Genomic DNA, 26,326 nt, shown 5'->3' with positions numbered 1-26,326 from the left:
GTGTGCCGGAGCCTGTGGATAACTCGGGCAGTGTGGACAACCGAGGAGCACGACCGCCATGCCGGACATCGCGACCACCGCCGTCACGCCCCTGCTCGCCGCCGCCACCCAGCAGGGCCCGGGCGACACGCTGCGCATCGTGCTGCTCGTCTCGATCGTCGGCGGCGCCTTCCTCGCCTGGTTCCTGCTCCGCGGCTACCGCAGCGACGGCGACACCGCCGACAGCACCGATGCCGACAGCGACCGCGGTGGAGCCGACGCCGAGGCCGCCGCGTCCACCCCGGCGCGCGGGGAAAACGGCCCCGGTGACGCCAACGCCTGAGTCGGCGTGAGCGCTCCGCGACGCGCCGCATACGATGTGCGCGAAGTCTCCGCTCCCATCCCCGATCGAAGGTCACGTCGAAGATGAGCCTCCACGCCACCGCCGCCAACCTGGTCACGCTCGCGAACGAGGGTGCCGAGCACGGCGGCAACCACGAAAGCCTCAGCCCGTACGTCACCGGTGGCGGCGCCCTGCTCGCGCTGCTGCTGCTGCTCTGGGTGACCACCCGCTTCAACCGCGACCGCTGAGCCGCGGGCCGGCCGAGCCGCGAGGCCGCTGATCCGGTGTTCGACGCCGTGCCAGTAGGCTCTGCACGCATGGGAGAGCAGGAAGTGCCTACTGGCGGTCGCGGCAAGCGCAGACTCGGCGTGATGGGCGGAACGTTTGACCCGATCCACCACGGACACCTGGTGGCCGCCAGCGAGGTGGCCGCCCTGTTCCACCTCGACGAGGTGGTGTTCGTGCCGACCGGGCAGCCGTGGCAGAAGAGCCACAAGGCGGTCTCGCCCGCCGAGGACCGCTATCTGATGACGGTCATCGCCACCGCGTCCAACCCGCAGTTCTCCGTCAGCCGCATCGACATCGACCGCGGCGGGCCGACGTACACCATCGACACCCTTCGGGACCTGCGCTCCCTCAACAGCGACTCGGACCTCTTCTTCATCACCGGCGCCGACGCGCTGTCGCAGATCCTCACCTGGCGCGACGCCGAGGAGCTCTTCGCCCTCGCCCATTTCATCGGGGTCACCCGGCCGGGTCACGACCTCACCGACGACGGCCTGCCCAAGGGCGGTGTGTCGCTCGTGGAGGTCCCCGCGCTCGCCATCTCGTCCACGGACTGCCGGGCGAGGGTCGCGCAGGGCGACCCGGTCTGGTATTTGGTCCCGGACGGTGTGGTGCGCTACATCGACAAGCGCCAGTTGTACCGCGGCGAGTGAGCCTCGGGGAGGGGCACCGGTGAACGATCAGCAGAACCCGTACGACCCGTACTATCCGCAGCCGCAGATCATCGGCTACGACGCGTACGGGCAGCCGGTGTACCAGCAGCAGGTCCCGCAGCAGCACTACGACCCGTACGGACAGCCCGTCCAGCAGCAGCCGGAGCCGCAGGCACCGCCGCAGCACTACGGCTACGACCCGTACGGGCAGCAGCAGGCGGCTCCCCAGCAGGCCCAGCATCCCCAGCAGCCGCAGTACGACCCGTACGCGCAGCAGCCCGGCTCGTACGACTACCAGCAGTACGACACGGGCCAGATGGGTCAGGTCGGCCAGGCCGGTCAGGTCGACCAGACCGGTCAGCAGTGGGCGGTCCGCACCGAGCCCGTTCCCACCCCGCAGGCCCCGCCGCCGCCCCGTCCGCCGCAGGCCGCCCCCGGCGCCCCGGCCGCCGTGCCCGGGCAGCGCCCGGCGCCCGAGAACGACGGGCGGGACTACCGCACCGAGCAGTTCTCGTTCATCGAGGAGCCCGACGAGGACTCCGAGGACGTCATCGACTGGCTCAAGTTCACCGAGAGCCGTTCCGAGCGCCGCGAGGAGGCCCGCCGCCGCGGCCGCAACCGCCTGGTCACCCTCGTCGTGGTCCTGGTGCTCGTCGCCGTCGGCGGCGTCGGCTACCTCTGGTCGGCCGGCAAGCTCCCCGGCCTGTCGTCCGGCGAGGGGGCCGCGCAGAACACCGCCACCGGCCCGCAGCAGCGCGACACGATCGTCATCCATCTGCACAACACCAAGGGCGGCGGCACCTCCACCGCCCTCCTCGTCGACAACAGCACCACCAAGCAGGGCACCACCGTCCTGCTGCCCAACTCCCTCGCCGTCGCCGACGAGGACGGCGCCACGACGACCCTCGCCAAGTCCGTCGAGGACGACGGCTCCAGCGGCACCCGCGAGGCCCTCGGCAACCTCCTCGGCGCGAAGATCGCCGGCACCTGGCGGCTCGACACCCCGTACCTGGAGAACCTCGTCGAGCTTGTCGGCAACATCGACATCACCACCGACACCGACGTGCCCGGTGACAAGCCCGGCGCCGAGCCGCTGGTCAAGAGGGGCGAGGACCAGACCCTCAACGGCCGCGCTGCCGTCGCCTACGCCACCTACCGGGCCTCCGGCGAGGCCGAGGCCAAGCAGCTCCAGCGCTTCGGCCAGGTCATGTACGGCGTGCTGCGGAAGATCTCCGACGATCCCAAGGCCGCCACCGTCACCATCGAGACCCTGGCCCAGATCCTCGACCCCTCGCTGCCCGAGAAGGACCTTGGCGCCTCCCTGGCCAAGCTGGCCGAGCACGCCAAGATCGGCGCCTACAAGACCGCCGTGCTGCCCGTCGAGACCGACGGCTCCCTCAGCGAGGCCACCGGCGACAGCGTCGTCAAGGACATCCTCGGCGGCAAGGTCACCGCCCCCGAGCAGGGCGCCGCCACCCGGGTCGCGATCCGCGACGGCAGCGGCAAGGAGGCCACCGAGGCCGCCCGCGTGGTCCTGATCAACGGCGGTTACGCCGTGGTGGGCGGCACCAGGGCCGGATCCCAGGAGAAGTCGCAGGTCCTCTACGCGGACGACGCCCAGAAGCCGGCCGCCGTGGAGGTCGCCAAGACCCTGGGGCTGCCCGCCGGATCCGTCGCCAAGGGCAAGGCCGCCACAAACGCCGAGGTCACCGTGGTGCTGGGTGAGGACTACAAGGCTCCCGGAGGGAAGGGGTGACCCCCCTCCGGTAATCCTTTTCGGGCCCGTCGGCGGTACATGAGACCCTTGAGGTGTCTCAGACCGCCGACGAAAGCCTGCTTGTGACCGCCACGGATCGCTCCATCGAGCTCGTCAACGCCGCCGCCCAGGCGGCGGCCGACCGGCTCGCTCACGACATCATCGCGTACGACGTCAGCGATGTGCTGTCGATCACCGACGCCTTCCTGCTCGCCTCCGCGCCCAACGACCGCCAGGTCAAGTCGATCGTCGACGAGATCGAGGAGCGGCTGCTCAAGGAGCTCGGCGCCAAGCCGGTGCGCCGCGAGGGCGACCGCGACGCCCGCTGGATCCTCCTCGACTACGTCGACATCGTGGTCCACGTCCAGCACAGCGAGGAGCGGGTCTTCTACGCCCTGGAGCGTCTGTGGAAGGACTGCCCCGAGCTGCCGCTCCCCGAGGACGCTGTGAAGACCCGCGGCAAGGCGGAGGAGCACGCCCGGCTCACGGGCGCCGAGGGTGCGGACGGTGAGCTGAGCTGACCAGTGGCAAGGGCGGCAACGGCCGCCGCATCGTGCTCTGGCGCCACGGCCAGACCTCGTGGAACCTGGAGCGCCGTTTCCAGGGGAGCACGGACATCGAGCTGACCGAGACCGGCGTCGCCCAGGCGCGCCGGGCCGCCCGGCTGCTCGCCGCGCTGAAGCCGGACGCGATCGTCGCCTCCGACCTCAAGCGGGCGGCGGCCACCGCCGCCGAGCTGTCCGCGCTCACCGGCCTCGCCGTCGCCCACGACTCCGCCCTGCGCGAGACGTACGCGGGGGAGTGGCAGGGCCTGACCCACGACGAGATCACCTCGCGGTACGGCGAGCAGTACGCCGCGTGGAAGCGCGGCGAGCCGGTCCGGCGCGGCGGTGGCGAGCTGGAGACCGAGGTGGCCGACCGGGCCGCCCCGGTGGTCCTGGAGCACGCCGAGAAGCTGCCCGTGGACGGCACGCTCGTCGTGGTCAGCCACGGCGGCACCATCCGCACCACGATCGGCCGGCTGCTCGAGCTGGAGGCCCGGCACTGGGAGTCCCTCGGCGGCCTGTCGAACTGCTGCTGGTCGGTCCTCGGCGAGGGCGCCCGCGGCTGGCGTCTCCTGGAGCACAACGCCGGCACGCTGCCCGAGCCGGTCCTCGGCGACGACGACTGAGCACCGCGTGTGGCCTGCCGGACCGATTTCACTTTCCGGCAGGTCACAGGCTAAAGTTCATCTTGTTCGCAGCGCGGAGCGCGAAGAACGCGCGGGGCTATAGCTCAGTTGGTAGAGCGCCTGCATGGCATGCAGGAGGTCAGGAGTTCAATTCTCCTTAGCTCCACAATCACCGGATCCCGTCCCCAGCAGGGGGCGGGATCCGTCGTTTCCCCCGCCCCTCGCCCTCGCCCCGCTTTCCCTCCGCACGTCAAGCACCGTTCAGCAGGAGGTCGATGGAGCGCCGGCTCTCCTCGTCGTTCGGCGTGTAGGTGACGATCCGGCACTCCGGCATCCCGTTGATCGACAGCGAGACCGAGGTCATCCGTATCTCGCCCGCCCGGTGGTGCCGGAAGGTCTTCACCCGGGTCCCCGGCGGCACCACGTCGCCGCTGCGCCACAGCTCCGCGAAGTACGGGCTCGCCTCGCTCAGCAACCGTACGAACGACTCCCACGCCGGCTCGCCCACATGACGCCCGTACGCACCCCGTAACTGGGCCACCATGAGCGGCAGCTCCAGATGCCTCTCGACCACCGGGCACTTGTCCGCGGGCATCGTGAACAGGCTCCACAGCACATTGCGCACGCCCAGCGGGCCCGTCCAGGGCCTGCCGTCCTCCCGGAGGAACATCATCTCGTACGTCGCGTTCGTGGCCAGCACGTCGTACCGCGCGTTGTAGACCACCGCCGGAAGCGGCACCAGGGCGTCCAGGATGCCCTGGATCTCCGGGCCGGCCCCGACGGCGTGCTCGGGCGCCGACTCCGGCTCGTACGGCACCTCCGCCAGGTGGTAGAGGTGCTCGCGCTCCGGCCGGTCGAGCCGCAGCGTGCGGGCCACCGCGTCGAGCACCTGCGACGAGGCGTTGATCGGCCGCCCCTGCTCCAGCCACGTGTACCAGGTGACACCCACCCCGGAGAGCTGCGCCACCTCCTCGCGGCGCAGCCCGGGCGTGCGCCGTCTCAGGCCTGGCGGCATGCCCACGTCCTGGGGCGTCACCCGCGCCCGCCGGCTCCGCAGGAACGCCGCCAGCTCCGGCCTCCGCCGCGTCTCGCCCGCCACTGCCACAGTCGTCACATCCCCCATGGTCGAGTCCCCGCGCCGCCGTTGCCAGGTGCTGTCAGTACCAGCATCGACGGGCTCTCGTTACCCGTATCCGGCCGGCGTCACGCTCCTCGTATGACGACGACCACCACACGTCCCGTACTCAGTAAAGACCCCGGCACCGACAACCGACCCCGCGCCCTGCTCGGCGTCGTGCTCGCCGCCCAGTTCATGGCGCTGCTCGACGTCTTCATCGTCAACGTCGCCGCCCCCACCATCCGTACCGAACTCGCCGCCAGCGGCGCCGGAATCCAGCTCGTCGTCGCCGGATACACCATCGCCTACGCCGTGTTGCTGATCACCGGCGCGCGGCTCGGCGACCGGCTCGGCCACCGGCGGGTCTACCTCGCCGGGCTGATGGTCTTCACCGTCGCCTCGCTCGCCTGCGGACTGGCCGCCGGAACCGGCCAGTTGATCGCCTTCCGGGTCGTCCAGGGCGCCGGATCGGCCCTGATGATCCCCCAGGTCCTCAGCCTCATCCAGCGCAACTTCACTGGCGAGGGCCGGGTCCGCGCGCTGAGCGCCTACTCCGCCGTCCTCGCCACCGGCGCCGCGGCCGGCCAGGTCGTCGGCGGCGTCCTCGTCAGCGCCGACCTGTTCGGCACCGGCTGGCGCCCGGTCTTCCTGGTCAACGTGCCCATCGGCCTGGCCCTGCTGGCCCTCGGCGCCAAGGTGCTGCCGCGCGACGCCGGCACCGCGGCCGAGCGGTCCCGCTCCCTCGACCTGCCCGGACTGCTGCTGCTCGCCGGCTCCGTCACGCTCCTCACCGTCCCCCTCGTCCTCGGCCAGGAGAAGGACTGGCCGCTGTGGACCTGGCTGTCCTTCGCCGGCGCGCTGCTCCTGTTCGCCGCCTTCGGCACGTACGAGGCGGGGCTCGCCCGGCGCGGCGGCGCCCCGATCGTCGCGCCCCGGGTCCTGCGCAGCCCCGGCATCGGCCGGGCCGTCGTACGGATCGCCGCCGTGATGGCCGTCAACGCGGGCTTCCTGTTCACCCTCACCCTGCACCTGCAGGGCGCGCTCGGGCACAGCGCGCTGCGCACCGGCCTCACCTTCGCGCCGACCGCCGCCGTCTTCGGACTCGTCGGCCTCACCTGGCGCCGCTGGCCCGCCCGCCTGCAGCCCTTCCTGGTGCCCGCCGGCTTCCTGCTCACCGCGGCCTCCTCGGTCGGCGTGGGCGCCGTTCTCAGGGACGGCGGCGCGGGCGGCTGGGTGCTCTATCCGGTGCTCTGCGCCATGGGCGCCGGTCTGGCGCTGGCCTTCAGCCCGGCCCTGACCGGCGCGCTCGCGACGGTACGGCCGGAGGACGCCGCCGACGCCAGCGGACTGCTCGCCACGGTGACCCAGCTCGGCCAGCTGATCGGCGTCGCCGCGTTCGGCGCGCTCTTCCTCGGCCGGATCACCGGGCCGGGGGCGCATGTGTCCGCCCACGCGCTCTGGGTATGCACCCTCGCGCTGGCCGCGGCGGCGGTCCTGGGTGCCTCGGCGAGCCTGCTCCGCCGACGACGCTGACCCCCTTGCGGGCCCATGGCAGAATCGGACCGCCGGTGGGGAAGAGGGTCCGGGCGGGAGGGAGCGCGCATGGCCGTGGACGGTGCCGACGAGGTCGCAGCCGACAGCCTCGCAGCCGATGCCGTCGCGGAATCCGCCCCCGGACCGTGGAAGTCGCCCCTCACCCGTGTGGCGCTCACCCGTGCGCCGCGTGCCGCCTCCGTGACGGGAGCCGCATGATGGGGGCGCACCGGCGGAAGTGCGACTGGTGCGGCAGCGGGACGCCCATCGTCCGTGACATGGACCCCGTGAACCCCTCCTTCCAGTACTGGTGCGAGGAGTGCGCGCGGGCGCTGATCATAAAAGGCGACCCCATCGAGACCTACCGCGAGCTCGAAGGGGAGCCGATCTACGGCCGGCTCCTCGACGAGCACTGCACCCTGAAGCGGTTCTACTCGTTCGCCACGGCCTGAGGCTCCCGCCCCTGAGGCTCCCGCCCCTGAGGCTCCCGCGTCTCCTCGCGGGGCCGCGGGACCGTCTCCACAGGGTCCAGGCCGCGCGTCCGCCGCAGCGACAGCGCATAGCCGGCGAAGACCGCGAGCGCCGTCAGTGGATAGACCGCGGAGAGCAGCATCTGCCCGGCGTTCTGGTCGAGTTCGGGACGGCCCGGGTCGTGCGGCACCCACCACAGCGCGAACGAGGCGAACGCCAGGGCAACGGCCCCCGTCACCAGCCACGCGCGCGTGGCGCGGTCGTACAGCAGGATCAGCAGCGGCACGCACCACACCCAGTGGTGCGACCAGGAGATCGGGCTGATCATCAGCGCCGCGAACGCCGTGACGACCACGGCCACCGCCCGGTCGCCGCGGACCGCCGCCCGTACCGCGAGCACCATGGCCGCGCCGCCCAGGAGGACCGCCGCGGCCAGCCACCACAGCCCCGGCGCGTCCGTGTGCAGCAGCCGGGCCAGGACGCCGCTGAGCGACTGGTTGGCGGTCTCCTCGGCGTGGCCGACCCGGCCGGTCTCGAACAGGGTCCCGGTCCAGAACCGCTTCGAGTCGGCGGGCAGCGCCACCGCCATCGTCAGCGTCGTCACCAGGAAGACGCCGGTCGCCGTGAGGCCCGTCCGCAGCCACTGGTTCAGGGCCCGGTCCCGGTCCCGGCGCCACAGCAGCAGCCCGGCGGCGAACAGCAGGACCACGAACAGCCCCGGGGTGAGCTTCACCGCGGTGGCCAGGCCGATGCCCAGACCGGCCCAGCGGCTGCCCTCGCGACGGGTCAGGTCCCACAGCACGGCCACCGCCACGAGCAGGTTGATCTGCCCGTACCGCAGCGTCGTCCACACCGGCTCGCACCACACCACGACCGCCGCGATCCACAGTGTGGTTCGCCACAGCTCGGCGCGCGCCTCCGGACGTGCCAGAGCGGGGCGGATCAGCCGCAGCGACAGCTGTACGAGCGCCACCACCAGGAGCAGGTTCCCCGCCGTGGTCAGCGTCCGCATCAGCGGCACGCCCACCAGGGTCAGCGGCAGGAACAGCACGGCGGCGAACGGCGGATAGGTCATCGCGAGGTTCGCCGAGGTGGCGCGCATCGCGTAGAGGTCGCCGCCGGCCCGCAGCGTCTCGGCCTCGGCCCGGTAGACCATCACGTCCAGCATGTTCACGTGGGCGAGCCGCTGCGCCACCCAGAACGCCGTGAACGAGAGCAGACAGACCGCCGCGGCGACGGCCGGGGACCGGAGCCGGGCGCGGGACGGGGCGGGCGGGGGCGAGGAGGAGGCGGACACAGACGGCGACCCTACCCGCACCGCCGGACGGGCCCGCCAAATGGATTTGGCGAACGGACCGGCGGACGGTTACTGTTCTGTCCGTCGCCGCACGGGAAACCGGCGCGACACAACTAAACAAGGGGCTATAGCTCAGTTGGTAGAGCGCTTGCATGGCATGCAAGAGGTCAGGAGTTCAATTCTCCTTAGCTCCACAGAACCCGTACAGGGGGCTATAGCTCAGTTGGTAGAGCGCCTGCATGGCATGCAGGAGGTCAGGAGTTCAATTCTCCTTAGCTCCACAGAAGAGAAGCGGGCCGTCCACACCAGGACGGCCCGCTTCTTCGTATCCCGGTCCCCGGAACGTCGGTGCGGCCCGATCGGGCCCTGCGGTACCCTGACGCCATGCGTGCCGTACGCCTTCTGCTTAGCGAGCCGCGCTGATCAGTCCCGACGGATGAAGATCCGGTCGGCATCGGCGCGGCGTCCCCTCCTGTGCGAGGGGATTTTTCATTTCGTGGCAGTGCCGGCAGTGGGCAGAGACGATCGATGGAGCTTCAAGGACCATGACCGAGATCAACACGGCTGTCGAGACGGCGGCCCCGCATCGCTACACGGCGAGCCTGGCCGCCGACATCGAGGCACGCTGGCAGGACGCCTGGGACGCCGAGGGCACCTATGAGGCCCCGAACCCCAGTGGTGACCTGGCCGGGGACGCGGCCCTCGCGGCCCGCCCCAAGAAGTTCATCATGGACATGTTCCCGTACCCCTCCGGTGCGGGCCTGCACGTCGGCCACCCGCTGGGCTACATCGCCACCGATGTCTTCGCCCGCCACGCGCGCATGACCGGCCACAACGTCCTGCACACCCTGGGCTTCGACGCCTTCGGCCTGCCCGCCGAGCAGTACGCGGTGCAGACCGGCACGCACCCCCGCGTGTCCACCGAGGCCAACATGGAGAACATGAAGGTCCAGCTGCGCCGGCTGGGCCTGGGCCACGACAAGCGCCGGTCGTTCGCCACGATCGACCCGGAGTACTACAAGTGGACCCAGTGGATCTTCCTGCAGATCTTCAACTCCTGGTACGACGACGAGGCCAGGAAGGCCCGCCCGATCGCCGAGCTGGTCGAGCAGTTCGAGAACGGCACTCGTGAGATCCCCGGCTCCACGCGCGCGTGGAGCGAGCTGACCGCCGGCGAGCGCGCCGACGTCCTGGGCGAGTACCGCCTGGCCTACGCCTCCGACGCCCCGGTCAACTGGTGCCCCGGCCTGGGCACCGTCCTGGCCAACGAGGAGGTCACCGCCGACGGACGCTCCGAGCGCGGCAACTTCCCCGTCTTCAAGGCCAAGCTGCGCCAGTGGAACATGCGCATCACCGCCTACGCGGACCGCCTGCTCGAGGACCTGGACGGCCTGGACTGGCCCGAGGCCATCAAGCTGCAGCAGCGCAACTGGATCGGCCGCTCCGAGGGCGCCCGCGTCGACTTCCAGGTCGGCGACACCGGCGCGATCACCGTCTTCACCACCCGCCAGGACACCCTGTTCGGCGCCACCTACATGGTGCTGGCCCCCGAGCACGACCTGGTCGAGAAGATCGTCCCGGCCGCCTGGCCCGAGGGCACCCACGACGTGTGGACCGGCGGACACGCCACCCCCGCCGAGGCCGTCGACGCCTACCGCAAGCAGGCCGCCGCCAAGTCCGACGTCGAGCGGCAGGCCGAGGCCAAGGACAAGACCGGTGTCTTCACCGGCGCGTACGCGACCAACCCGGTCAGCGGCGAGCAGGTCCCGGTCTTCATCGCCGACTACGTCCTGATGGGCTACGGCACCGGTGCGATCATGGCCGTCCCGGCGCACGACACCCGCGACTTCGCGTTCGCGCGCGCCTTCGAGCTGCCGATGCGCTGCGTGGTCGAGCCCAACGACGGCCGTGGCACCGACCCGGCCGAGTGGGACGACGCGTTCGCCTCCTACGAGGCGAAGCTGATCAACTCCTCCAACAAGGACGTCGCGCTGGATGGCCTGGGCGTCGTCGAGGCCAAGGAGCGGATCACCGCCTGGCTGACCGACCGCGGCATCGGCGAGGGCACTGTCAACTTCCGCCTGCGCGACTGGCTGTTCAGCCGGCAGCGCTACTGGGGCGAGCCCTTCCCGATCGTCTACGACGAGGACGGCGTCGCCCACCCGCTGCCCGAGTCCATGCTGCCGCTGGAGCTGCCGGAGGTCGAGGACTACTCGCCGCGCACCTTCGACCCGGACGACGCGGACACCCAGCCGGAGACCCCGCTGTCCCGCAACGAGGACTGGGTCAACGTCACCCTGGACCTGGGCGACGGCCCCCGGAAGTACCGCCGCGAGACCAACACCATGCCCAACTGGGCCGGTTCCTGCTGGTACGAGCTGCGCTACCTGGACCCGCACAACGACCAGAAGCTGGTCGACCCGGCCATCGAGCAGTACTGGATGGGCCCGCGCGAGGGCATGCCCACCGGCGGCGTCGACCTGTACGTCGGCGGTGCCGAGCACGCCGTGCTGCACCTGCTGTACGCCCGCTTCTGGTCCAAGATCCTGTTCGACCTGGGGCACGTCTCCTCCGCCGAGCCGTTCCACAAGCTGTACAACCAGGGCATGATCCAGGCATTCGTCTACCGGGACTCCCGCGGCATCGCCGTCCCGGCCGCCGAGGTCGAGGAGCGCGACGGGGCCTACTGGTACGAGGGCGAGAAGGTCAGCCGCGTCCTGGGCAAGATGGGCAAGTCCCTGAAGAACGCCGTCACCCCCGACGAGATCTGCGGCGAGTACGGCGCCGACACCCTGCGCCTGTACGAGATGGCCATGGGCCCGCTGGACGTCTCCCGTCCGTGGGACACCCGCGCCGTCGTCGGCCAGTACCGCCTGCTGCAGCGCCTGTGGCGCAACATCGTCGACGAGACGACCGGCGAGGTCACGGTCGTCGACGAGGCCGCCGACGAGGACACCCTGCGTGCCCTGAACAAGGCCATCGACGGGGTCGCCCAGGACATGGCGGCGATGCGCTTCAACACCGCCATCGCCAAGATCACCGAGCTGAACAACCACCTGACCAAGTCCGGTGGCGCGGTGTCCCGCCCGGTCGCCGAGCAGCTGGTGCGCCTGGTCGCCCCGCTGGCCCCGCACATCGCCGAGGAGCTGTGGCACCGCCTGGGCCACTCCGACTCGGTCGTCCACCAGGACTTCCCGGTCGCCGACCCGGCCTATGTCGTCGACGAGACCGTGACCTGCGTCGTGCAGATCAAGGGCAAGGTCAAGGCCCGCCTGGAGGTCTCCCCGTCGATCACCGACGCGGAGCTGGAGGCGCTGGCCCTGGCCGACGCGCACGTCGTCGCGGCGCTGGGCGGCGCGCAGATCCGCAAGGTCATCGTCCGCGCGCCGAAGCTGGTCAACATCGTCGCCGGCTGACGCCGTCGGCCGCTGATCCACGCCGTCCCCTAGGGGAGTGGTGGGGGCAGGTTGGGGGTTCATCTGGAACCACCGGCCTGCCCCTTCCGTTTACCGTGGAAGAACCACAATCCAGGCCGGAGGGGCGACGCTCATGGAAGCCGCGATCACGATCATGGCGCTGCTGTTCGTCGCCTTCGTGGCGCTCGGGATCTACGCCACGGTGAAGGTCGCCAAGGCGGCGAAGCGCGGGGTCGACCGCACCATCGACCAGGCCCGGCGCACGGTCGAGGACACCACGCTGCGCGCCAAGAGCCTCGGCCAGACCGGCGTCGCCGGCGAGCTGGCCCAGCTGCGCCTCTCACTGCGCACCTCGATGCGCGCCACCCAGGACTCCCTGAACGCGGGGGTGGCCGAGGACGCCTCCCTGCAGGAGTCCCTCGACCTCTTCCAGCGGCTCAGCGCCCACGGGCGCGAGCTCGACGAGGACCTCAAGCGGCTGGAGCGCGAGCCGGACCGGGCCCATGTCGCGGCCCAGCTGCCCGAGCTGCGCCGGCGCACCGAGCAGATCACCCACTCCGCCGACGCGCTGCGCTTCGCCGCCCGCGACCGCGCCCGCAAGTTCGCCGAGGACGACCTGTCCTCGCTGAGCGCCCAGATCGACGTGGAGGCGGGCGCCCTGCGCCACTGGACCGGCACGGACGGCCTCGACGGGGCGACGGCCGGACCCGCGCAGAGCCAGGGGCAGAGTCAGAGCCGGCCGGGGGCGGCGAGCGGTCCGGCCGGACCGTCGGGGCAGCCGCAGGCGATCCAGGGGCCGGACCCGCGCCGCACGGCCTACCCGTGGGAGAAGTCGACCCGGCCCGAGACCACGACCTGAACCGTCGGCTCTCCGGGCGCCCGACCTCTGTGAGAGCCGTGCGGTATCGCCCGGGCGTACGTTCGTGCGCACGGCGGGCGGATTCCGTGCGGGTCACGGGCCGGACGGGGCCCGTGCCGGGGGCCCGGGCTGCCGCACGGCGGCCCCTCCGGGTAACCTCCCGCTCATGTCCCGGCATGTCGCGATCGTCACCGATTCCACGGCCTACCTGCCAGCCCAGGCGATGGAGCGGCACGCCATCACCGCCGTTCCGCTCACCGTCGTCATCGGCGACCGCGCGCTGGAGGAAGGGACCGAGATCTCGGCCCGCTCGCTCGCGGAGGCCCTGCAGAAGCGCCGACTGGTGACCACCTCGCGCCCCGCGCCCGAGGTCTTCGCGGCCACCTACCGGGCCGCCGCCGAGGCGGGTGCCCAGGGCGTCGTCTCGCTCCATCTGTCCGGTGAGATCTCCGGCACCTACGACGCCGCCGTGCTCGCCGCGAAGGATGCCCCCGTGCCCGTACGGGTCGTCGACACCCGCATGGTGGGCATGGCCCTCGGCTTCTGCGCCCTCGCGGCGGCGGAGGTCGCCGACGCGGGCGGTTCGCTCGACGAGGCCGTCGCCGCGGCCGAGAAGCGGGCCTCCGGCACTTCCGCGTTCTTCTATGTCGACACGCTCGACTACCTGCGCCGCGGCGGCCGGATCGGCGCCGCCCAGGCCCTCCTCGGCTCCGCGCTGGCCGTGAAGCCGCTGCTCGAACTCGAGGGCGGCCGGATCGAGCTGCGCGAGAAGGTGCGCACCGCGTCCAAGGCGATCGCCCGCCTGGAGGAGATCGCGGCCGAGCGGGCCGGCGCCGGAGCCGTCGACATCGCCGTGCACCACCTCTCCGCCCCTGAGCGGGCCGCCGCACTCGCCGAGCGGCTGCGCGAACGCCTGCCGGGCGTCGAGAACCTCCAGGTCACCGAGGTCGGCGCGGTCATCGGCGCCCACACCGGTCCGGGGCTGCTCGCGGTCGTGGTCTCGCCGCGCTGACGGACCGACATCCCCCATACGGGTGACGGAGTTTTCCACAACTCGGCGGTTGTCCACGGGAATCGACCGGCCCCGGCCGAAGGGTTCCGCGGCGGCCTACCGTCGATGTCATGACTCTTCGCACGCAGATCGCAACACGTCGTAGTGGCCCCACGAGCGGCCCGGGCCGGGCGCCCGGCTCCGACGGCAGGTCCCGGGGCCGCGCCGTGGGCCCCAGGGCCCGTCGCCGGCGCACAGCAGGCGCGCTCGCCTCTCCTCCTTCGGTACGAAGCCGGGGCGAGGCCCTCTTCCCGTCCACCGCCCCACCACGCCCCGCCCCCGCGCCGCCCCCGGCCCCTCCCACGCCCCCGGCACCACCTCCACCCTCCCCGCCGCCGGCCCGTGAGCCCGAGGCGGACCGCGAGCCCGAGGCGGACCGGGAACGGGCCGGACCGCAACCGGAGCTGTCGCGCGGGGAGCTGGCGAAGCTCGCGCTGCGGGACCGGCTGCCGTTGTGGGCGCAGTCCCGGTGCGGGCTCGAACGGCGCTCGCTGGCCGCGCTCACCATGGTCCTGATGGTGGCCGCGGGCGGGGCCGGGGCCTACTTCTGGACGGGACGGCCGCAGCAGATCAGGGCGCCCGAGGTGGTCGCCGCGGCCCGGCCGCTGCCCGGGACCCGGGCGGTGGACACCGGACCGGGCGAGGGATCGCCCGCCGACCCGAGCCCGAGTCCGCAGCTGAGTCCGAGTGCGGCGGCGGTGGTCGTGGTGGACGTCGGCGGAAAAGTCCGCACTCCTGGGGTGTTCACGCTGCCCGTGGGGTCGCGGGTCACCGACGCCCTGCGTGCGGCGGGCGGCATCCGCCCCGGCACGGATCTGACCGGGCTCAACCGGGCCCGGGTGCTGATGGACGGCGAGCAGGTCGTGGTCGGACTGCCGGCAGTCGCCGCCGGCGGTGGGACGGGAGTCGGCGGTGCGGCGGGCGGGACCGCGGCCGGGGTGCCGCGGCCGGCCGCTCCGCTCAGCCTGAACACGGCGACCGTGGAACAGCTCGACGCGCTGCCCGGGGTCGGCCCGGTCCTCGCCCGGCGCATCGTGGAACACCGGGTGGAGCACGGCGGGTTCCGGACGGTCGCCGAGCTGCGGGACGTCAACGGGATCGGCGCGCGCCGGTTCGCGGACCTCGCGCCGCTGGTCCGGCCGTGAGCGCCGTGGAGGAGGGGCCGGCGGATCTGCGGCTGGTGCCGCCGGCCCTCGCCGCCTGGGGCGGGGCGGCTCTCGCGGTGGGCGCGGCCGGCTGGTGGACGGTCGCGGGTGTGCTGCTCTGCCTCGGCGGAGCGGCGCTGCTCCTGGTTCCGGCCGCCCGGCGGGGGCTGCGGGCGACGGCCTGCGCGGGGGTGCTGCTCTGCGGGGCGGCGGGCGCGGCGTCCGCCGGACTGCACGCGGCCGACCTGCGGCGGGGGCCGATGCCCGAACTCGCGCGGGCCGAGGGGCGGGTGGCGGCGGAGGTGACGGTCACCGCCGATCCGCGGCTCACCACCCCGAAGGTGCGCGGGAGCCGGGCGGCGCCGGTGTCCGTGGTCCTGGAGGGCGAGGTGACCCGGGTCGAGGCGCGGGACGGCGCGGCGTACCGGACCAGGGCCCCCGTCCTCGTCCTGGTGACACCGGGGCGGGAACGTGCGGCGTGGCTGCGGCTGTTGCCGTCGACCCTGCTGCGGGTGACGGGCCGGGCGGCCGTGCCGGCCCGCCCGGGCGACCCGTTCGCGGCGGTGCTGCGGGCCGATGACGCCGGGCCGCCGCGGATCACCGGGCCGCCGAGCGCGCTCCAGCGCACGGCCGGCAGGCTGCGGGCTGGGCTGCGCGAGGCCACGGAGGGGCTCGCACCGGACGCCCGGGCGCTGTTGCCGGGCCTGGTGGTCGGTGACACCTCGCGGGTCGGTCCCGAGCTGAAGGGGGCCTTCGAGGCCACCGATCTGACCCATCTGCTGGCCGTCTCCGGCTCGAACCTGACCGTCGTCCTGCTGCTGCTCATCGGCAGGCCGGGCACGGCGCAGCTGGTCGAGCGGGGCGGGCTGGCTCCCCGGATGGGGCTTCCGCTGCGGGGCACGGCGCTGGCCGGGGGAGTGCTCACGCTGGCGTTCGTGGTGGTGTGCCGACCGGATCCGAGCGTGCTGCGGGCGGCGGCCTGCGGGCTTGTCACACTGCTCGCCGTCGCGACCGGCCGGCGGCGCTCGCTGATCCCGGCGCTGGCCGCCGTGGTGCTCGTCCTCGTGCTCTACGACCCGTGGCTGGCGCGGAGTTACGGCTTCCTGCTGTCGGTGCTCGCCACCGGTGCGCTGCTGACCGTCGCCCCGCGCTGGAGCGACGCGCTGCGGCGGCGCCGGGTGCCGGGCCGGATCGCGGAGGCGCTGGCCGCGACGCTGGCGGCGCAGGCGGTGTGCGCGCCGGTCGTGGTGGTGTTCGCGGCCCGGGTGAGCCTGGTCGCCGTGCCCGCGAACCTGCTCGCGGAGCCGGCGGTGGCCCCGGCCACCGTGCTCGGGTTCCTCGCGCTCGCCCTCGCGGCGCTGTGGCCGGGAGCGGCGCAGGCGGTGGCCTGGTGCGCGGGCCTGCCGGCCGGGTGGATCGCGAAGGTGGCCCGCACCGGGGCCGGGCTCCCGGGGGCGGAGATCTCCTGGCCGGAGGGCTGGTGGGGCGGACTCCTGCTGGCGCTCCTCACCGGTCTTGTGCTGCTCGCCGTGCGACGGCTGCCGGGGCGCCGCTGGGTCGGTGCGGGCTGTGCGGTGCTGCTGCTCCTGGCGGTGGTGCGGCCGCCGCCAGTGGTCTGGCTGGTCACGGGCTGGCCGCCGCCGGGGTGGGTGTTCGCGATGTGCCAGGTCGGGCAGGGCGACGCGACGGTGCTCGCGGCCGGCGGGGACACCGCCGTGGTGGTGGACGCCGGGCCGGATCCGGGGCCGGTCGACCGGTGTCTGCGCGAGCTGGGGGTGCGCCGGATCCCGCTCCTGTTGCTCACCCACTTCCACGCGGACCATGTGGCCGGGCTTCCCGGGGTGTTGCGCGGGCGGGAGGTGGGGGTGATCCAGACGACCGGCCTTGAGGAGCCGCCGGAGCAGGCGGAGTTCGTGCGGCGGACGGCGCGCGCGGCCGGGGTGCCGATGGTGCGGGCCGGGGCGGGGGAGCGGCGCCGGCTGGGGTCGCTGGAGTGGTCGGTGCTGTGGCCGCCGGCCGGCGGGGGCCCGGTGGAGTCGGGGCCGAACGACGCCAGCGTCGCCCTGCTGGTGCGGGCCGCGGGCGGGGTGAGCCTGCTGTTGCTCGGGGATCTCGAACCCCCGGCGCAGCGGCTGCTGGCCCGGGCGTATCCCGGGCTGCGGCCGGTGGATGTGCTGAAGGTCGCGCACCACGGTTCGGCGCACCAGGACCCGGGGCTGATACGGGCGGTGCGGCCGCGGCTCGCGCTGGTGTCGGCGGGCCGGGACAACCCCTACGGACACCCCTCGCCGCTGACGGTGGGGGCGCTGCGGGAGGGCGGGGCGCGGGTGCTGAGCACGGACCGGGACGGGGCGATCGTGGTGAGCGGCGCGGGTGGCGGGCTCTCGGCGTACACGCTCCCGGGCGGGCCGGACCCCGTCTGAGTCATCTAAAGAAATCGTTGTAAAGGAATCTTTCTAAGGATACGTTTACATCATGACGGAGCAGCCTCGCAGCATCCAGCTCACCGATCCGCGCGCCCTGCGCGCCTACGCCCACCCGACGCGGATGACCCTCGTGGGCCTGCTGCGCCGGGAAGGCCCGTTCACCGCCACCCGGGCCGCCGAGCTCACCGGCGAGTCCGTCGCCAGCTGCTCGTACCACCTGCGGATGCTCGCCAAGTACGGGCTCGTGGAGCAGGCGCAGGGCGGCAAGGGGCGGGAGAAGCCCTGGCAGGCGACGGCCCGGTTCACCGAGTGGCCCGACCACAGCGACGACGTGGCGGTCGCGCAGGCCGCCGACGCGCTCAACGTGGCCGCGGCCGAGGTGTACTTCGAGCGGATCGTCCGGGCCATGGAGCACCGGCACACCCTGCCCCGGGAGTGGCAGGAGGCCGAGCGGTTCGGCGACACCCTGCTCCACCTCACCCCCGAGGAGCTCACGACCCTCGGCGAGCGGATGGCCGAGCTGCTGCGCCCCTACGAGGAGCGCGAGGCCGACCCCGCGCGGCGGCCCGAGGGTGCCCAGCCCGTGGCAATCGTCCACCTCGCCTTCGTGGACCGGCTGCCCCCGGCCGGCGGAGAGGGGTGAGCGATGGCCCTCACGGCGCGCGTGCCCGCACTGCTGCGGGAGAAGACCTTCCGCCGCTACTGGACCGGACAGACCGTCTCCCTCCTCGGCGACCAGATCTCGCTCATGGCCCTGCCGCTCGCCGCCGTGCTCGTCCTGGGCGCGGACGCCGCCGAGATGGGCTGGCTGAAGACGGCAGAGCTGCTGCCGGCGCTGCTGTTCAACCTGCCGTTCGGCGCCTGGGTCGACCGGCAGGCCCGGCGGCGGCGCGTGATGATCCTCACCGACCTGGCCCGCGCCGCACTCCTGCTCACCCTCCCGGTCGCCTACCTCCTCGACCTGCTGACGCTCGGCCAGCTCTACCTGGTGGCCTTCGGGGTGGGGGCGCTCACCGTGCTCTTCGAGGTGTGCAACGCCACCCTGTTCGTGGCGCTCGTCCCCACCGAGCGGTATGTGCAGGCGAACTCCCTGGTCAACGGCAGCCGTTCGATGGCCTGGCTGGCGGGGCCGGGCATCGGAGGCGTGCTGGTGCAGGTGCTCACCGCACCCCTCGCGCTGTTCGCCGACGCGCTCACCTATCTGCTGTCGGCCGGCTACCTCGCCCGGATCCAGCCGGCCGAGCCCGCCCCCGCGCCCGTCGAGAAGGGCCACTTCACCGAGGGGCTGCGCTGGCTGGTGCGGAACCCGTCGATGCGGGCGCTGTTCGCCGCCTCCGGCACGGTCCAGTTCTTCAACTTCATGTTCCACACCCTCTCCGTGCTCTACGCCACGAAGGAACTCGGCCTGAACCCCGGCGTCCTGGGCGCGGTGCTCGGCACGGCCGCCGTGGGCGGACTGATCGGCGCGGCCTGCAGCGGAGCGGTGGTCCGGCGCATCGGAATCGGCCCCTCGCTCGTCCTCGGGTTCACCGGCTTCACCCTGCCGCTGGTGCTCATACCCGCGGCCCACGGGCCGCTGCCGCTGGTCCTCGGGCTGCTCTTCGCCGCGGAGTTCCTGTCCTGCGCCGGCGTCATGGTCGTCGACATCGCGGCCGGCTCCCTGCAGATGGCGCTGATACCCGACGCCATCCGGGCCCGGGTGATGGGCGCCTACCGGATGCTCAACCACGGCTTCCGTCCCCTCGGCGCGCTCGCCGGAGGATTCCTCGGCACCGTCCTCGGACTGCGCCCCACCCTCTGGATCGGCACCGCCGGTGCGGTGCTCGCCGTGCTGTGGCTGCTGCCGTCGCCGCTGCCGCGGTTGCGGAAACTGCCCGAACAGCCCAGGGAAGCGCCCGTGCCCGTGCGCTCCTGACACGGGAGTCGGGTTCCGGCCCACTCCGCCGAAAACGGACCTCCGGTAACACTTCCGCCGTTTGCCTCTAACGCGGCAAGAGTGATCGAATGCGTTTTCTCGTCAGGTTTCGTCGAAGCGAAAACGTCAGCTGGTCTTCCGGGGGTACGGAAAGTGTTCGGTCTGTTCGGCAAGCGTGGTCCGGGAGCCTCCAGGGGCGGTCCGCTGGCGGGCATCACGGTCCCGTCCTCGGCGGGGGTGCTCAGCTGCCGGGTCCTGGATCCGGTGGACGAGCCGGTCCGGCAGGCGGAGTTCACCGTGACCGACACGGCGGGGCGCAAGGTGCTGGCCGGGGAGACCGACCCGTACGGCAGCGTGCTCGCGACCGTGCCGGCCGGGGAGTACCGGGTCGCGGTGACGGCCGAGGGCTACACGCCGTACCACTCCAACGCGCTCGTCGAGGAGTCCGGGCACGCGGGCCTGGGCGACGTACGGCTCCGGATCGCACCGCAGCAGACGCTGCCCGAGCCCGGCGACTGGGAGATCGACCCCACCCACTCGCAGATCGGCTTCACCGCCCGGCACATCGGACTGGCCCGGATCCACGGCCGGTTCAACAGCTTCGCCGGCGCCGTGCGGATCGCCGAGCGGATGGAGCAGTCGGCCATGCACGTCGTGATCGACGCGGCCTCCATCGACACCGGCGTCCAGATGCGCGACGACCACCTGCGCTCCGGCGACTTCCTCGACGTCGGCGCGTATCCGACGCTGGAGTTCTACAGCGACCGGTTCGTGCACCGGGGCGGCAGCCGCTGGGCCGTCACCGGCGCGCTCACCCTGCACGGCGTCAGCCGCACGGTCACCCTCGACACCCAGTACCTGGGCCTCGGCAACGGGCTGCAGGGCGAGACCCGCGGCGCCTGCCGGGCGACCACCGAACTGCACCGCGAGGACTTCACCCTCACCTGGCAGACCCTGCTCGCCCGCGGCATCGCGGCCATCGGCTCCAGCATCACCATCGACCTGGACATCCAGATCGTGCCCAAGGCGTCCTGAGCCGGCCTCAGGGGGCCTCCAGCCAGCCCTCGTGCTCGGCGGCCAGCGCGTCCAGGGCCGCCGGGTCGAGGCGGCCCTCCGGGTCCTCGACGACGACCAGCCACTGGGCGTCCTCCGCGTCGTCCTCGCCCGCCAGGGCGTCCCGGACGAGCTGCGGCTCCTCGGCAAGCCCGAAGCGGTCCGAAAGCTCCTCCGCGACCTCCTCGGCCGCGTCGCGGTCGGGCAGCACCAGCACGTGTCTCACATCGCTCACGCGCACATTCTCGACGATGGACCGGCTGTCGGTGGCGCGTGGGATCCTTGACCGCGATGGCCACCAAGAAGTCTTCCCCCGACGACCTCCTCGCCCCGCTCACGCTCGCCGTGGGCCAGGAGGACCTGCTGCTCGACCGTGCCGTGCGCGAGGTGGTGGCGGCCGCCCGGGCCGCCGACGCCGACACCGACGTGCGCGACCTCGCTCCCGAGCAGCTGCAGCCCGGCGCACTCGCCGAGCTGACCAGCCCCTCGCTCTTCGCCGAGCGCAAGGTCCTGGTCATGCGGAACGCCCAGGACCTGCCGGCGGACACCATCAAGGAGATCAAGGTCTACCTCGACGACCCGGCCGAGGAGATCACCCTCGTGGTGCTGCACGCCGGCGGCGCCAAGGGCAAGGGGCTCCTCGACGCGGCCCGCAAGGCGGGCGCCCGCGAGGTCGCCTGCCCGAAGACGACCAAGCCCGCGGAGCGGCTGACCTTCGTGCGGCAGGAGTTCCGCAGCCTCGGCCGCTCGGCCACGCCCGAGGCCTGCCAGACGCTCGTCGACGCCATCGGCAGCGACCTGCGGGAACTGGCCTCCGCCGTCGCACAGCTCACCTCGGACGTCGACGGCACCATCGACGAGGCGGTCGTCGGCCGCTACTACACGGGCCGCGCCGAGGCCTCGTCCTTCACCGTCGCCGACCGCGCCGTCGAGGGCCGCGCCGCCGAGGCCCTGGAGGCCCTGCGCTGGTCGCTGTCCACGGGCGTCGCGCCGGTCCTCATCACCAGCGCCCTCGCCCAGGGCGTCCGGGCCATCGGCAAGCTGTCCTCGGCCCGCGGCGGCCGCCCCGCCGACCTCGCCCGCGAGCTCGGCATGCCGCCCTGGAAGATCGACCGGGTCCGCCAGCAGATGCGCGGCTGGACCCCCGACGGCGTCTCCCTCGCCCTGCGCGCGGTCGCCGAGGCCGACGCGGGCGTCAAGGGCGGCGGCGACGACCCCGAGTACGCGCTGGAGAAGGCGGTCGTCGCGATCGCCCGCGCCGCCCGCATGCGCCGCCCCTGACGCGTACCCGTACGCCTGGAAAAGCCCTGGAAAAGCCGCAGGCCCCGCCGCCTCCTGGGGAAGGAGGACGGCGGGGCCTGCGGGATGTTGCTCGGGTGGCCCGTACACGCGTGGCGAACGCGTCTCGCGTACGGAGCCGGGGTGGCCGTCGGGAGCGGTTAGAGGGCCCGCTGGAGTCCCGGACGGCCGGTCACATCAGAGAGCTCAGCCCTGGAGGGTGGCAACCTTGGTGGCCAGCGCCGACTTCTTGTTGGCGGCGGCGTTCTTGTGGATGACACCCTTCGAGACAGCCTTGTCGAGCTGACGCGAAGCGGCACGAGCGGCCACGGTGGCCTTCTCGAGGTCGCCGGCGGCGACAGCCTCGCGGGCCTTGCGGATCGCGGTCTTGAGCGACGACTTGACGGCCTTGTTGCGCAGGCGCGCCTTCTCGTTGGTCTTGTTCCGCTTGATCTGGGACTTGATGTTCGCCACGAAAAGAGCCTTTACAGGTTCGATGTTTCTTCAGGACGTGTCACGCAGCTGAGAGGGCATACGAGACACAGCCGTCCACGATATCAGCCGCCCACCAGACCGCCCAAACCGAGCACCCGCCCGCAGTCATGGGACGATGGAGCCTACGTATCCGTTCTGAACATCGCCCGAGACGAGAACCCTGCGTGCCCGCGACTCCTACCAACGTGCCCGAGCCGAGCCGTACCGACCCGGCTCTGATCCGCAATTTCTGCATCATCGCGCACATCGACCACGGCAAGTCGACCCTTGCCGACCGGATGCTCCAGCTGACCGGAGTGGTCGACCAGCGGCAGATGCGCGCCCAGTATCTCGACCGGATGGACATCGAGCGTGAGCGCGGCATCACGATCAAGTCCCAGGCGGTCCGTCTGCCCTGGGCCCCCACCGAGGGGCCGGAGCTGGGCCGGACGCACATCCTGAACATGATCGACACCCCGGGGCACGTCGACTTCACCTACGAGGTCTCCCGCTCGCTCGCCGCCTGCGAGGGCACGATCCTGCTGGTGGACGCGGCCCAGGGCATCGAGGCGCAGACCCTGGCCAACCTCTACCTGGCGATGGAGAACGACCTCACCATCGTCCCGGTGCTCAACAAGATCGACCTGCCGGCCGCCCAGCCGGAGAAGTTCGCCGAGGAGCTCGCCAACCTCATCGGCTGCCAGCCCGAGGACGTCCTCAAGGTCTCCGCCAAGACCGGCATGGGCGTCGAGGCGCTGCTCGACCGCGTCGTCCGGGACATCCCGGCCCCCGTCGGCAACGCCGACGCCCCGGCCCGCGCGATGATCTTCGACTCGGTCTACGACTCCTACCGCGGCGTCGTCACCTACGTCCGGGTCGTCGACGGCCAGCTCAACAAGCGCGAGCGCATCAGGATGATGTCGACCGGCGCCACCCACGAGCTCCTGGAGATCGGCACCAACTCGCCCGAGATGCTGCCGGCCGACGGCCTCGGCGTCGGCGAGGTGGGCTATCTGATCACCGGTGTGAAGGACGTCCGCCAGTCCAAGGTCGGTGACACGATCACCTCCCAGAGCAAGGGCGCCGAGGAGGCGCTCGGCGGCTACAAGGACCCGAAACCGATGGTGTTCTCGGGCCTCTACCCGCTGGACGGCTCCGACTACCCCGAGCTGCGCGACGCCCTCGACAAGCTGCAGCTCAACGACGCCGCGCTGGTCTACGAGCCGGAGACCTCCGCCGCCCTCGGCTTCGGCTTCCGCGTGGGCTTCCTCGGCCTGCTCCACCTCGACGTGATCCGCGAGCGCCTGGAGCGCGAGTTCGGCCTCGACCTGATCGCCACCGCCCCCAACGTGGTCTACCGCGTCGTGATGGAGGACCGCAGCGAGCACACGGTCACCAACCCGAGCGAGTTCCCCGAGGGCAAGATCGACGAGGTGTACGAGCCGGTCGTGCGCGCCACGATCCTCGCCCCCGCCGAGTTCATCGGCTCCATCATGGAGCTGTGCCAGACCCGGCGCGGCACCCTCCTCGGCATGGACTACCTCTCCGAGGACCGCGTCGAGATCCGCTACACCCTCCCGCTCGCCGAGATCGTCTTCGACTTCTTCGACCAGCTGAAGTCCAAGACCCGCGGCTACGCCTCGCTCGACTACGAGCCCACCGGCGAGCAGAGCAGTTCACTCGTGAAGGTCGACATCCTGCTGCACGGCGACAAGGTCGACGCCTTCTCGGCGATCACCCACAAGGACGCCGCGTACGCCTACGGTGTGCGGCTCGTCGCCAAGCTGCGCGAGCTCATCCCGCGGCAGGCCTTCGAGGTGCCCATCCAGGCCGCCATCGGCTCCCGGGTCATCGCCCGCGAGACCATCCGCGCCATCCGCAAGGACGTCCTCGCCAAGTGCTACGGCGGTGACATCTCCCGTAAGCGGAAGCTGCTCGAGAAGCAGAAGGAAGGCAAGAAGCGGATGAAGATGGTCGGCTCCGTGGAGGTCCCCCAGGAGGCCTTCATCGCCGTCCTCTCCAGCGACGAGTCCGCGGGCAAGGCCAAGAAGTAGCCACCTGTGGCCACCGCGAACGGGTCTGCACGCCGACGGCGTGCAGACCCGTTCGTTATATGCAAGCCCTTACGCGCCAGTCCCCGGCGCTCTACTCTGAAGCCGCTCGAAGGTTACTCGCCAGTTAGTTACGCCCCGCCTGACCGCACCGCCGCCGCCCGGAGGACGTCGTGAGCGACACACAGACCCTGATCGAGAACCGGCCGCCCTCCGTGGCGGCGCTCTTCCTGGAGCGCGTGGAGCGGACCCCGGACGCCGAGGCCTACCGCTACCCGGTACCGGCCGCCTCCGGCCAGGGTCCCGACGAGTGGAAGTCGCTCAGCTGGGCGCAGGCCGCCGAACGCGTCCACGCCATCGCCGCCGGCCTCATCGACCTCGGCGTCGAGCCCGAGGAGCGGGTCGCCCTCGCCTCCGCCACCCGGGTCGAGTGGATCCTCGCCGACCTCGGCGTCATGTGCGCCGGTGCCGCCGTCACCACCGTCTACCCGCAGACCAACGCCGAGGAGTCGGCGTTCATCCTCTCCGACTCCGACTCGCGCGTCCTGATCGCGGAGAACGCCGCCCAGTACGCCAAGGCCGTCGAGCGGCGCGCCGAGCTGCCCCAGCTCCACCACGTCGTCGTCATCGACGCCGAGGGCGTCGACACCTCCGACGAGTGGGTGCTCACCCTCGCCGACCTGGAGGCCCGCGGCAAGGCGTACCTGGAGAAGCACGCCGAGGTGGTCAAGGAGCGGGTCGCCGCCATCACCAAGGAGCAGCTCGCCACCCTCATCTACACCTCCGGCACCACCGGCCGCCCCAAGGGCGTACGGCTGCGCCACGACAGCTGGTCGTACATGGCCAAGGCCATCGCCGCCACCGGCCTGGTCACCCAGGACGACGTGCAGTACCTCTGGCTGCCGCTCGCCCACGTCTTCGGCAAGGTCCTCACCTCCGGCCAGATCGAGGTCGGCCACGTCACCGCCGTCGACGGCCGCATCGACAAGATCATCGTCAACCTTCCGATCGTGCAGCCCACCTACATGGCCGCCGTCCCCCGGATCTTCGAGAAGGTCTACAACGGCGTGGCGGCCAAGGCCCGCGAGGGCGGCGGCGCCAAGTACAAGATCTTCCAGTGGGCGGCGGGCGTCGCCCGCGAGTACGCCAAGGTCACCCAGGACAACTTCCGCCGCACCGGCACCGCCTCCGCGCCCTTCGGCCTCTCCGCCAAGCACAAGGTCGCCGACGCGCTCGTCTACAGCAAGCTCCGCGAGGCCTTCGGCGGCCGGCTGCGCGCCGCCGTCTCCGGCTCCGTCGCCCTCGCCCCCGACATCGGCTACTTCTTCTCCGGCGCCGGCATCCACATCCTGGAGGGCTACGGCCTGACGGAATCCTCCGCCGCCTCCTTCGTCAACCCCGGCGAGGCCTACCGCACCGGCACCGTCGGCAAGCCGCTGCCCGGCACCGAGGTCCGCATCGCCGACGACGGCGAGATCCTGCTCCGCAGCCCCGGCATCATGGAGGGCTACCACGGCCTGCCGGAGAAGACCGCCGAGGTCCTGGAGTCCGACGGCTGGTTCCACACCGGCGACATCGGCGAACTGTCCGCCGACGGCTACCTGCGGATCACCGACCGCAAGAAGGACCTGTTCAAGACCTCCGGCGGCAAGTACATCGCCCCGACGGAGATCGAGGGCCAGTTCAAGGCCGTCTGCCCGTTCGTCTCCAACATCGTGGTCCTCGGCGCCGACCGGAACTACTGCAGCGCGCTCATCGCGCTCGACGAGCCCGCCATCCTCGGCTGGGCCGCCGAGCACGACCTCGCCGGCAAGTCGTACGCGGAGGTCGTCGCCTCCCCGCAGGTCGAGCAGCTCATCGAGGGCTACGTCACCCGCCTCAACGAGGGCCTGCAGCGCTGGCAGACCATCAAGAAGTTCCGCCTCCTGCCCCGCGACCTCGACGTCGAGCACGGCGAACTCACGCCGAGCCTGAAGATGAAGCGACCGGTCGTGGAGCGGACCTACCAGCACCTCATCGACGAGATGTACGCGGGGGCGCGGGAGGCCTGACC

At 72.1% G+C, this 26,326-nt stretch carries 23 protein-coding genes and 3 tRNA genes; 22 read left to right on the top strand and 4 right to left on the bottom strand.

Translation table 11 applies throughout. The features are described from left to right. The first annotated feature begins 58 nt into the window (after window positions 1-58). From JAO84_RS11475 to JAO84_RS11445, 7 genes are all read left to right on the top strand, one after another. On the top strand, window positions 59-322 hold the full coding sequence (locus tag JAO84_RS11475; protein WP_370416961.1) for a hypothetical protein: 264 nt from the start codon (window positions 59-61) through the stop codon (window positions 320-322). Window positions 323-405: 83 nt separating this feature from the next. Further along, entirely contained in the window at window positions 406-570 is a 165-nt protein-coding gene (locus JAO84_RS11470) for a hypothetical protein (protein ID WP_265862321.1), read from the top strand. 69 nt (window positions 571-639) lie between these two features. Next, window positions 640-1,260: a nicotinate-nucleotide adenylyltransferase gene (gene nadD / locus JAO84_RS11465; RefSeq protein ID WP_265862320.1), complete on the top strand. Its 621-nt coding sequence runs from the start codon at window positions 640-642 to the stop codon at window positions 1,258-1,260. A 19-nt stretch (window positions 1,261-1,279) separates the two neighbouring features. Beyond that, the gene (locus tag JAO84_RS11460; RefSeq protein WP_370412775.1) at window positions 1,280-3,016 is read left to right on the top strand and encodes an LCP family protein; all 1,737 of its coding nucleotides are present in this window, start codon (window positions 1,280-1,282) and stop codon (window positions 3,014-3,016) included. An 83-nt stretch (window positions 3,017-3,099) separates the two neighbouring features. Continuing rightward, window positions 3,100-3,537, top strand: a complete 438-nt coding sequence (rsfS, locus tag JAO84_RS11455; RefSeq protein ID WP_265862740.1) for a ribosome silencing factor — start codon at window positions 3,100-3,102, stop codon at window positions 3,535-3,537. Then, window positions 3,534-4,187 (top strand): histidine phosphatase family protein, encoded by a 654-nt coding sequence (locus JAO84_RS11450; RefSeq protein WP_265862739.1) that lies wholly within the window; start codon window positions 3,534-3,536, stop codon window positions 4,185-4,187. Before rsfS ends, JAO84_RS11450 begins: the two co-directional genes overlap by 4 nt. 93 nt (window positions 4,188-4,280) lie before the next feature. Continuing rightward, window positions 4,281-4,353: transfer RNA gene (locus JAO84_RS11445), tRNA-Ala, on the top strand. An 84-nt stretch (window positions 4,354-4,437) separates the two neighbouring features. Here JAO84_RS11445 and JAO84_RS11440 read toward each other — a convergent pair. Continuing rightward, complete coding sequence (locus JAO84_RS11440; protein WP_370412774.1) at window positions 4,438-5,310, bottom strand: helix-turn-helix transcriptional regulator; 873 nt, start codon at window positions 5,308-5,310, stop codon at window positions 4,438-4,440. A gap of 93 nt (window positions 5,311-5,403) precedes the next feature. Here JAO84_RS11440 and JAO84_RS11435 point away from each other — a divergent pair, with 93 nt between their 5' ends. After that, window positions 5,404-6,837: an MFS transporter gene (locus tag JAO84_RS11435; protein WP_370412773.1), complete on the top strand. Its 1,434-nt coding sequence runs from the start codon at window positions 5,404-5,406 to the stop codon at window positions 6,835-6,837. A 218-nt stretch (window positions 6,838-7,055) separates the two neighbouring features. Further along, window positions 7,056-7,289: a hypothetical protein gene (locus JAO84_RS11430; protein ID WP_265862737.1), complete on the top strand. Its 234-nt coding sequence runs from the start codon at window positions 7,056-7,058 to the stop codon at window positions 7,287-7,289. Here the strand turns inward: JAO84_RS11430 and JAO84_RS11425 are convergent. After that, window positions 7,268-8,605 (bottom strand): glycosyltransferase 87 family protein, encoded by a 1,338-nt coding sequence (locus JAO84_RS11425; protein WP_370412771.1) that lies wholly within the window; start codon window positions 8,603-8,605, stop codon window positions 7,268-7,270. The genes JAO84_RS11430 and JAO84_RS11425 overlap by 22 nt on opposite strands. A 121-nt stretch (window positions 8,606-8,726) precedes the next feature. Between JAO84_RS11425 and JAO84_RS11420 the strand changes: the two genes are divergently transcribed. From JAO84_RS11420 to JAO84_RS11375, 10 genes are all read left to right on the top strand, one after another. Next, window positions 8,727-8,799: transfer RNA gene (locus JAO84_RS11420), tRNA-Ala, on the top strand. Window positions 8,800-8,813: 14 nt separating this feature from the next. Beyond that, window positions 8,814-8,886: transfer RNA gene (locus JAO84_RS11415), tRNA-Ala, on the top strand. 264 nt (window positions 8,887-9,150) lie between these two features. Beyond that, a complete protein-coding gene (gene leuS / locus JAO84_RS11410; protein ID WP_370412769.1) occupies window positions 9,151-12,021 on the top strand; it encodes a leucine--tRNA ligase in 2,871 nt (956 codons plus the stop codon). Between the two features lie 133 nt (window positions 12,022-12,154). After that, a complete protein-coding gene (locus JAO84_RS11405; protein WP_370412767.1) occupies window positions 12,155-12,880 on the top strand; it encodes a hypothetical protein in 726 nt (241 codons plus the stop codon). 166 nt (window positions 12,881-13,046) lie between these two features. Beyond that, window positions 13,047-13,892 carry a DegV family protein gene (locus JAO84_RS11400; protein ID WP_370412765.1) on the top strand — a complete coding sequence of 282 codons (846 nt, stop codon included), beginning with the start codon at window positions 13,047-13,049 and terminating at the stop codon, window positions 13,890-13,892. Between the two features lie 110 nt (window positions 13,893-14,002). After that, window positions 14,003-15,076 carry a helix-hairpin-helix domain-containing protein gene (locus tag JAO84_RS11395; protein WP_370412763.1) on the top strand — a complete coding sequence of 358 codons (1,074 nt, stop codon included), beginning with the start codon at window positions 14,003-14,005 and terminating at the stop codon, window positions 15,074-15,076. Then, complete coding sequence (locus tag JAO84_RS11390) at window positions 15,073-17,499, top strand: ComEC/Rec2 family competence protein (protein WP_370412761.1); 2,427 nt, start codon at window positions 15,073-15,075, stop codon at window positions 17,497-17,499. Before JAO84_RS11395 ends, JAO84_RS11390 begins: the two co-directional genes overlap by 4 nt. Window positions 17,500-17,551: 52 nt before the next feature. Next, the gene (locus JAO84_RS11385) at window positions 17,552-18,145 is read left to right on the top strand and encodes a winged helix-turn-helix domain-containing protein (protein WP_370412759.1); all 594 of its coding nucleotides are present in this window, start codon (window positions 17,552-17,554) and stop codon (window positions 18,143-18,145) included. Window positions 18,146-18,148: 3 nt separating this feature from the next. Continuing rightward, on the top strand, window positions 18,149-19,417 hold the full coding sequence (locus JAO84_RS11380) for an MFS transporter (RefSeq protein ID WP_370412757.1): 1,269 nt from the start codon (window positions 18,149-18,151) through the stop codon (window positions 19,415-19,417). A 153-nt stretch (window positions 19,418-19,570) separates the two neighbouring features. After that, window positions 19,571-20,452 (top strand): YceI family protein, encoded by an 882-nt coding sequence (locus JAO84_RS11375; protein ID WP_370412755.1) that lies wholly within the window; start codon window positions 19,571-19,573, stop codon window positions 20,450-20,452. 7 nt (window positions 20,453-20,459) lie between these two features. Here the strand turns inward: JAO84_RS11375 and JAO84_RS11370 are convergent, their stop codons facing one another. Then, a complete protein-coding gene (locus JAO84_RS11370; protein ID WP_370412753.1) occupies window positions 20,460-20,705 on the bottom strand; it encodes a hypothetical protein in 246 nt (81 codons plus the stop codon). 56 nt (window positions 20,706-20,761) lie between these two features. Here JAO84_RS11370 and holA point away from each other — a divergent pair, with 56 nt between their 5' ends. After that, a complete protein-coding gene (gene holA / locus JAO84_RS11365) occupies window positions 20,762-21,751 on the top strand; it encodes a DNA polymerase III subunit delta (protein ID WP_370412751.1) in 990 nt (329 codons plus the stop codon). A 204-nt stretch (window positions 21,752-21,955) separates the two neighbouring features. Here the strand turns inward: holA and rpsT are convergent, their stop codons facing one another. After that, window positions 21,956-22,222 carry a 30S ribosomal protein S20 gene (gene rpsT, locus JAO84_RS11360; protein ID WP_265862295.1) on the bottom strand — a complete coding sequence of 89 codons (267 nt, stop codon included), beginning with the start codon at window positions 22,220-22,222 and terminating at the stop codon, window positions 21,956-21,958. Between the two features lie 185 nt (window positions 22,223-22,407). Between rpsT and lepA the strand changes: the two genes are divergently transcribed. Together lepA and JAO84_RS11350 are read left to right on the top strand one after the other, a co-directional pair. Then, a complete protein-coding gene (lepA, locus tag JAO84_RS11355; RefSeq protein ID WP_265862294.1) occupies window positions 22,408-24,276 on the top strand; it encodes a translation elongation factor 4 in 1,869 nt (622 codons plus the stop codon). A 170-nt stretch (window positions 24,277-24,446) separates the two neighbouring features. Beyond that, the gene (locus tag JAO84_RS11350; RefSeq protein WP_370412749.1) at window positions 24,447-26,324 is read left to right on the top strand and encodes a long-chain fatty acid--CoA ligase; all 1,878 of its coding nucleotides are present in this window, start codon (window positions 24,447-24,449) and stop codon (window positions 26,322-26,324) included. Window positions 26,325-26,326 lie beyond the last annotated feature (2 nt).

The organism is Streptomyces fradiae (assembly GCF_041270065.1).
In the GTDB taxonomy this organism is placed as follows: domain Bacteria; phylum Actinomycetota; class Actinomycetes; order Streptomycetales; family Streptomycetaceae; genus Streptomyces.
This window is presented reverse-complemented; position numbering and strand designations above follow the sequence as displayed.

Excerpts from the sequence above, each read along its gene's own strand:
- JAO84_RS11475 (WP_370416961.1), top strand. The coding sequence starts at position 59 with ATGCCGGACATCGCGACCACCGCCGTCACGCCCCTGCTCGCCGCCGCC.
- JAO84_RS11470 (WP_265862321.1), top strand. The coding sequence starts at position 406 with ATGAGCCTCCACGCCACCGCCGCCAACCTGGTCACGCTCGCGAACGAG.
- nadD (WP_265862320.1), top strand. The coding sequence starts at position 640 with ATGGGAGAGCAGGAAGTGCCTACTGGCGGTCGCGGCAAGCGCAGACTC.
- JAO84_RS11440 (WP_370412774.1), bottom strand. The coding sequence starts at position 5,310 with ATGGGGGATGTGACGACTGTGGCAGTGGCGGGCGAGACGCGGCGGAGG.
- JAO84_RS11435 (WP_370412773.1), top strand. The coding sequence starts at position 5,404 with ATGACGACGACCACCACACGTCCCGTACTCAGTAAAGACCCCGGCACC.
- JAO84_RS11430 (WP_265862737.1), top strand. The coding sequence starts at position 7,056 with ATGGGGGCGCACCGGCGGAAGTGCGACTGGTGCGGCAGCGGGACGCCC.
- leuS (WP_370412769.1), top strand. The coding sequence starts at position 9,151 with ATGACCGAGATCAACACGGCTGTCGAGACGGCGGCCCCGCATCGCTAC.
- JAO84_RS11405 (WP_370412767.1), top strand. The coding sequence starts at position 12,155 with ATGGAAGCCGCGATCACGATCATGGCGCTGCTGTTCGTCGCCTTCGTG.
- JAO84_RS11400 (WP_370412765.1), top strand. The coding sequence starts at position 13,047 with ATGTCCCGGCATGTCGCGATCGTCACCGATTCCACGGCCTACCTGCCA.
- JAO84_RS11395 (WP_370412763.1), top strand. The coding sequence starts at position 14,003 with ATGACTCTTCGCACGCAGATCGCAACACGTCGTAGTGGCCCCACGAGC.
- JAO84_RS11385 (WP_370412759.1), top strand. The coding sequence starts at position 17,552 with ATGACGGAGCAGCCTCGCAGCATCCAGCTCACCGATCCGCGCGCCCTG.
- JAO84_RS11380 (WP_370412757.1), top strand. The coding sequence starts at position 18,149 with ATGGCCCTCACGGCGCGCGTGCCCGCACTGCTGCGGGAGAAGACCTTC.
- holA (WP_370412751.1), top strand. The coding sequence starts at position 20,762 with ATGGCCACCAAGAAGTCTTCCCCCGACGACCTCCTCGCCCCGCTCACG.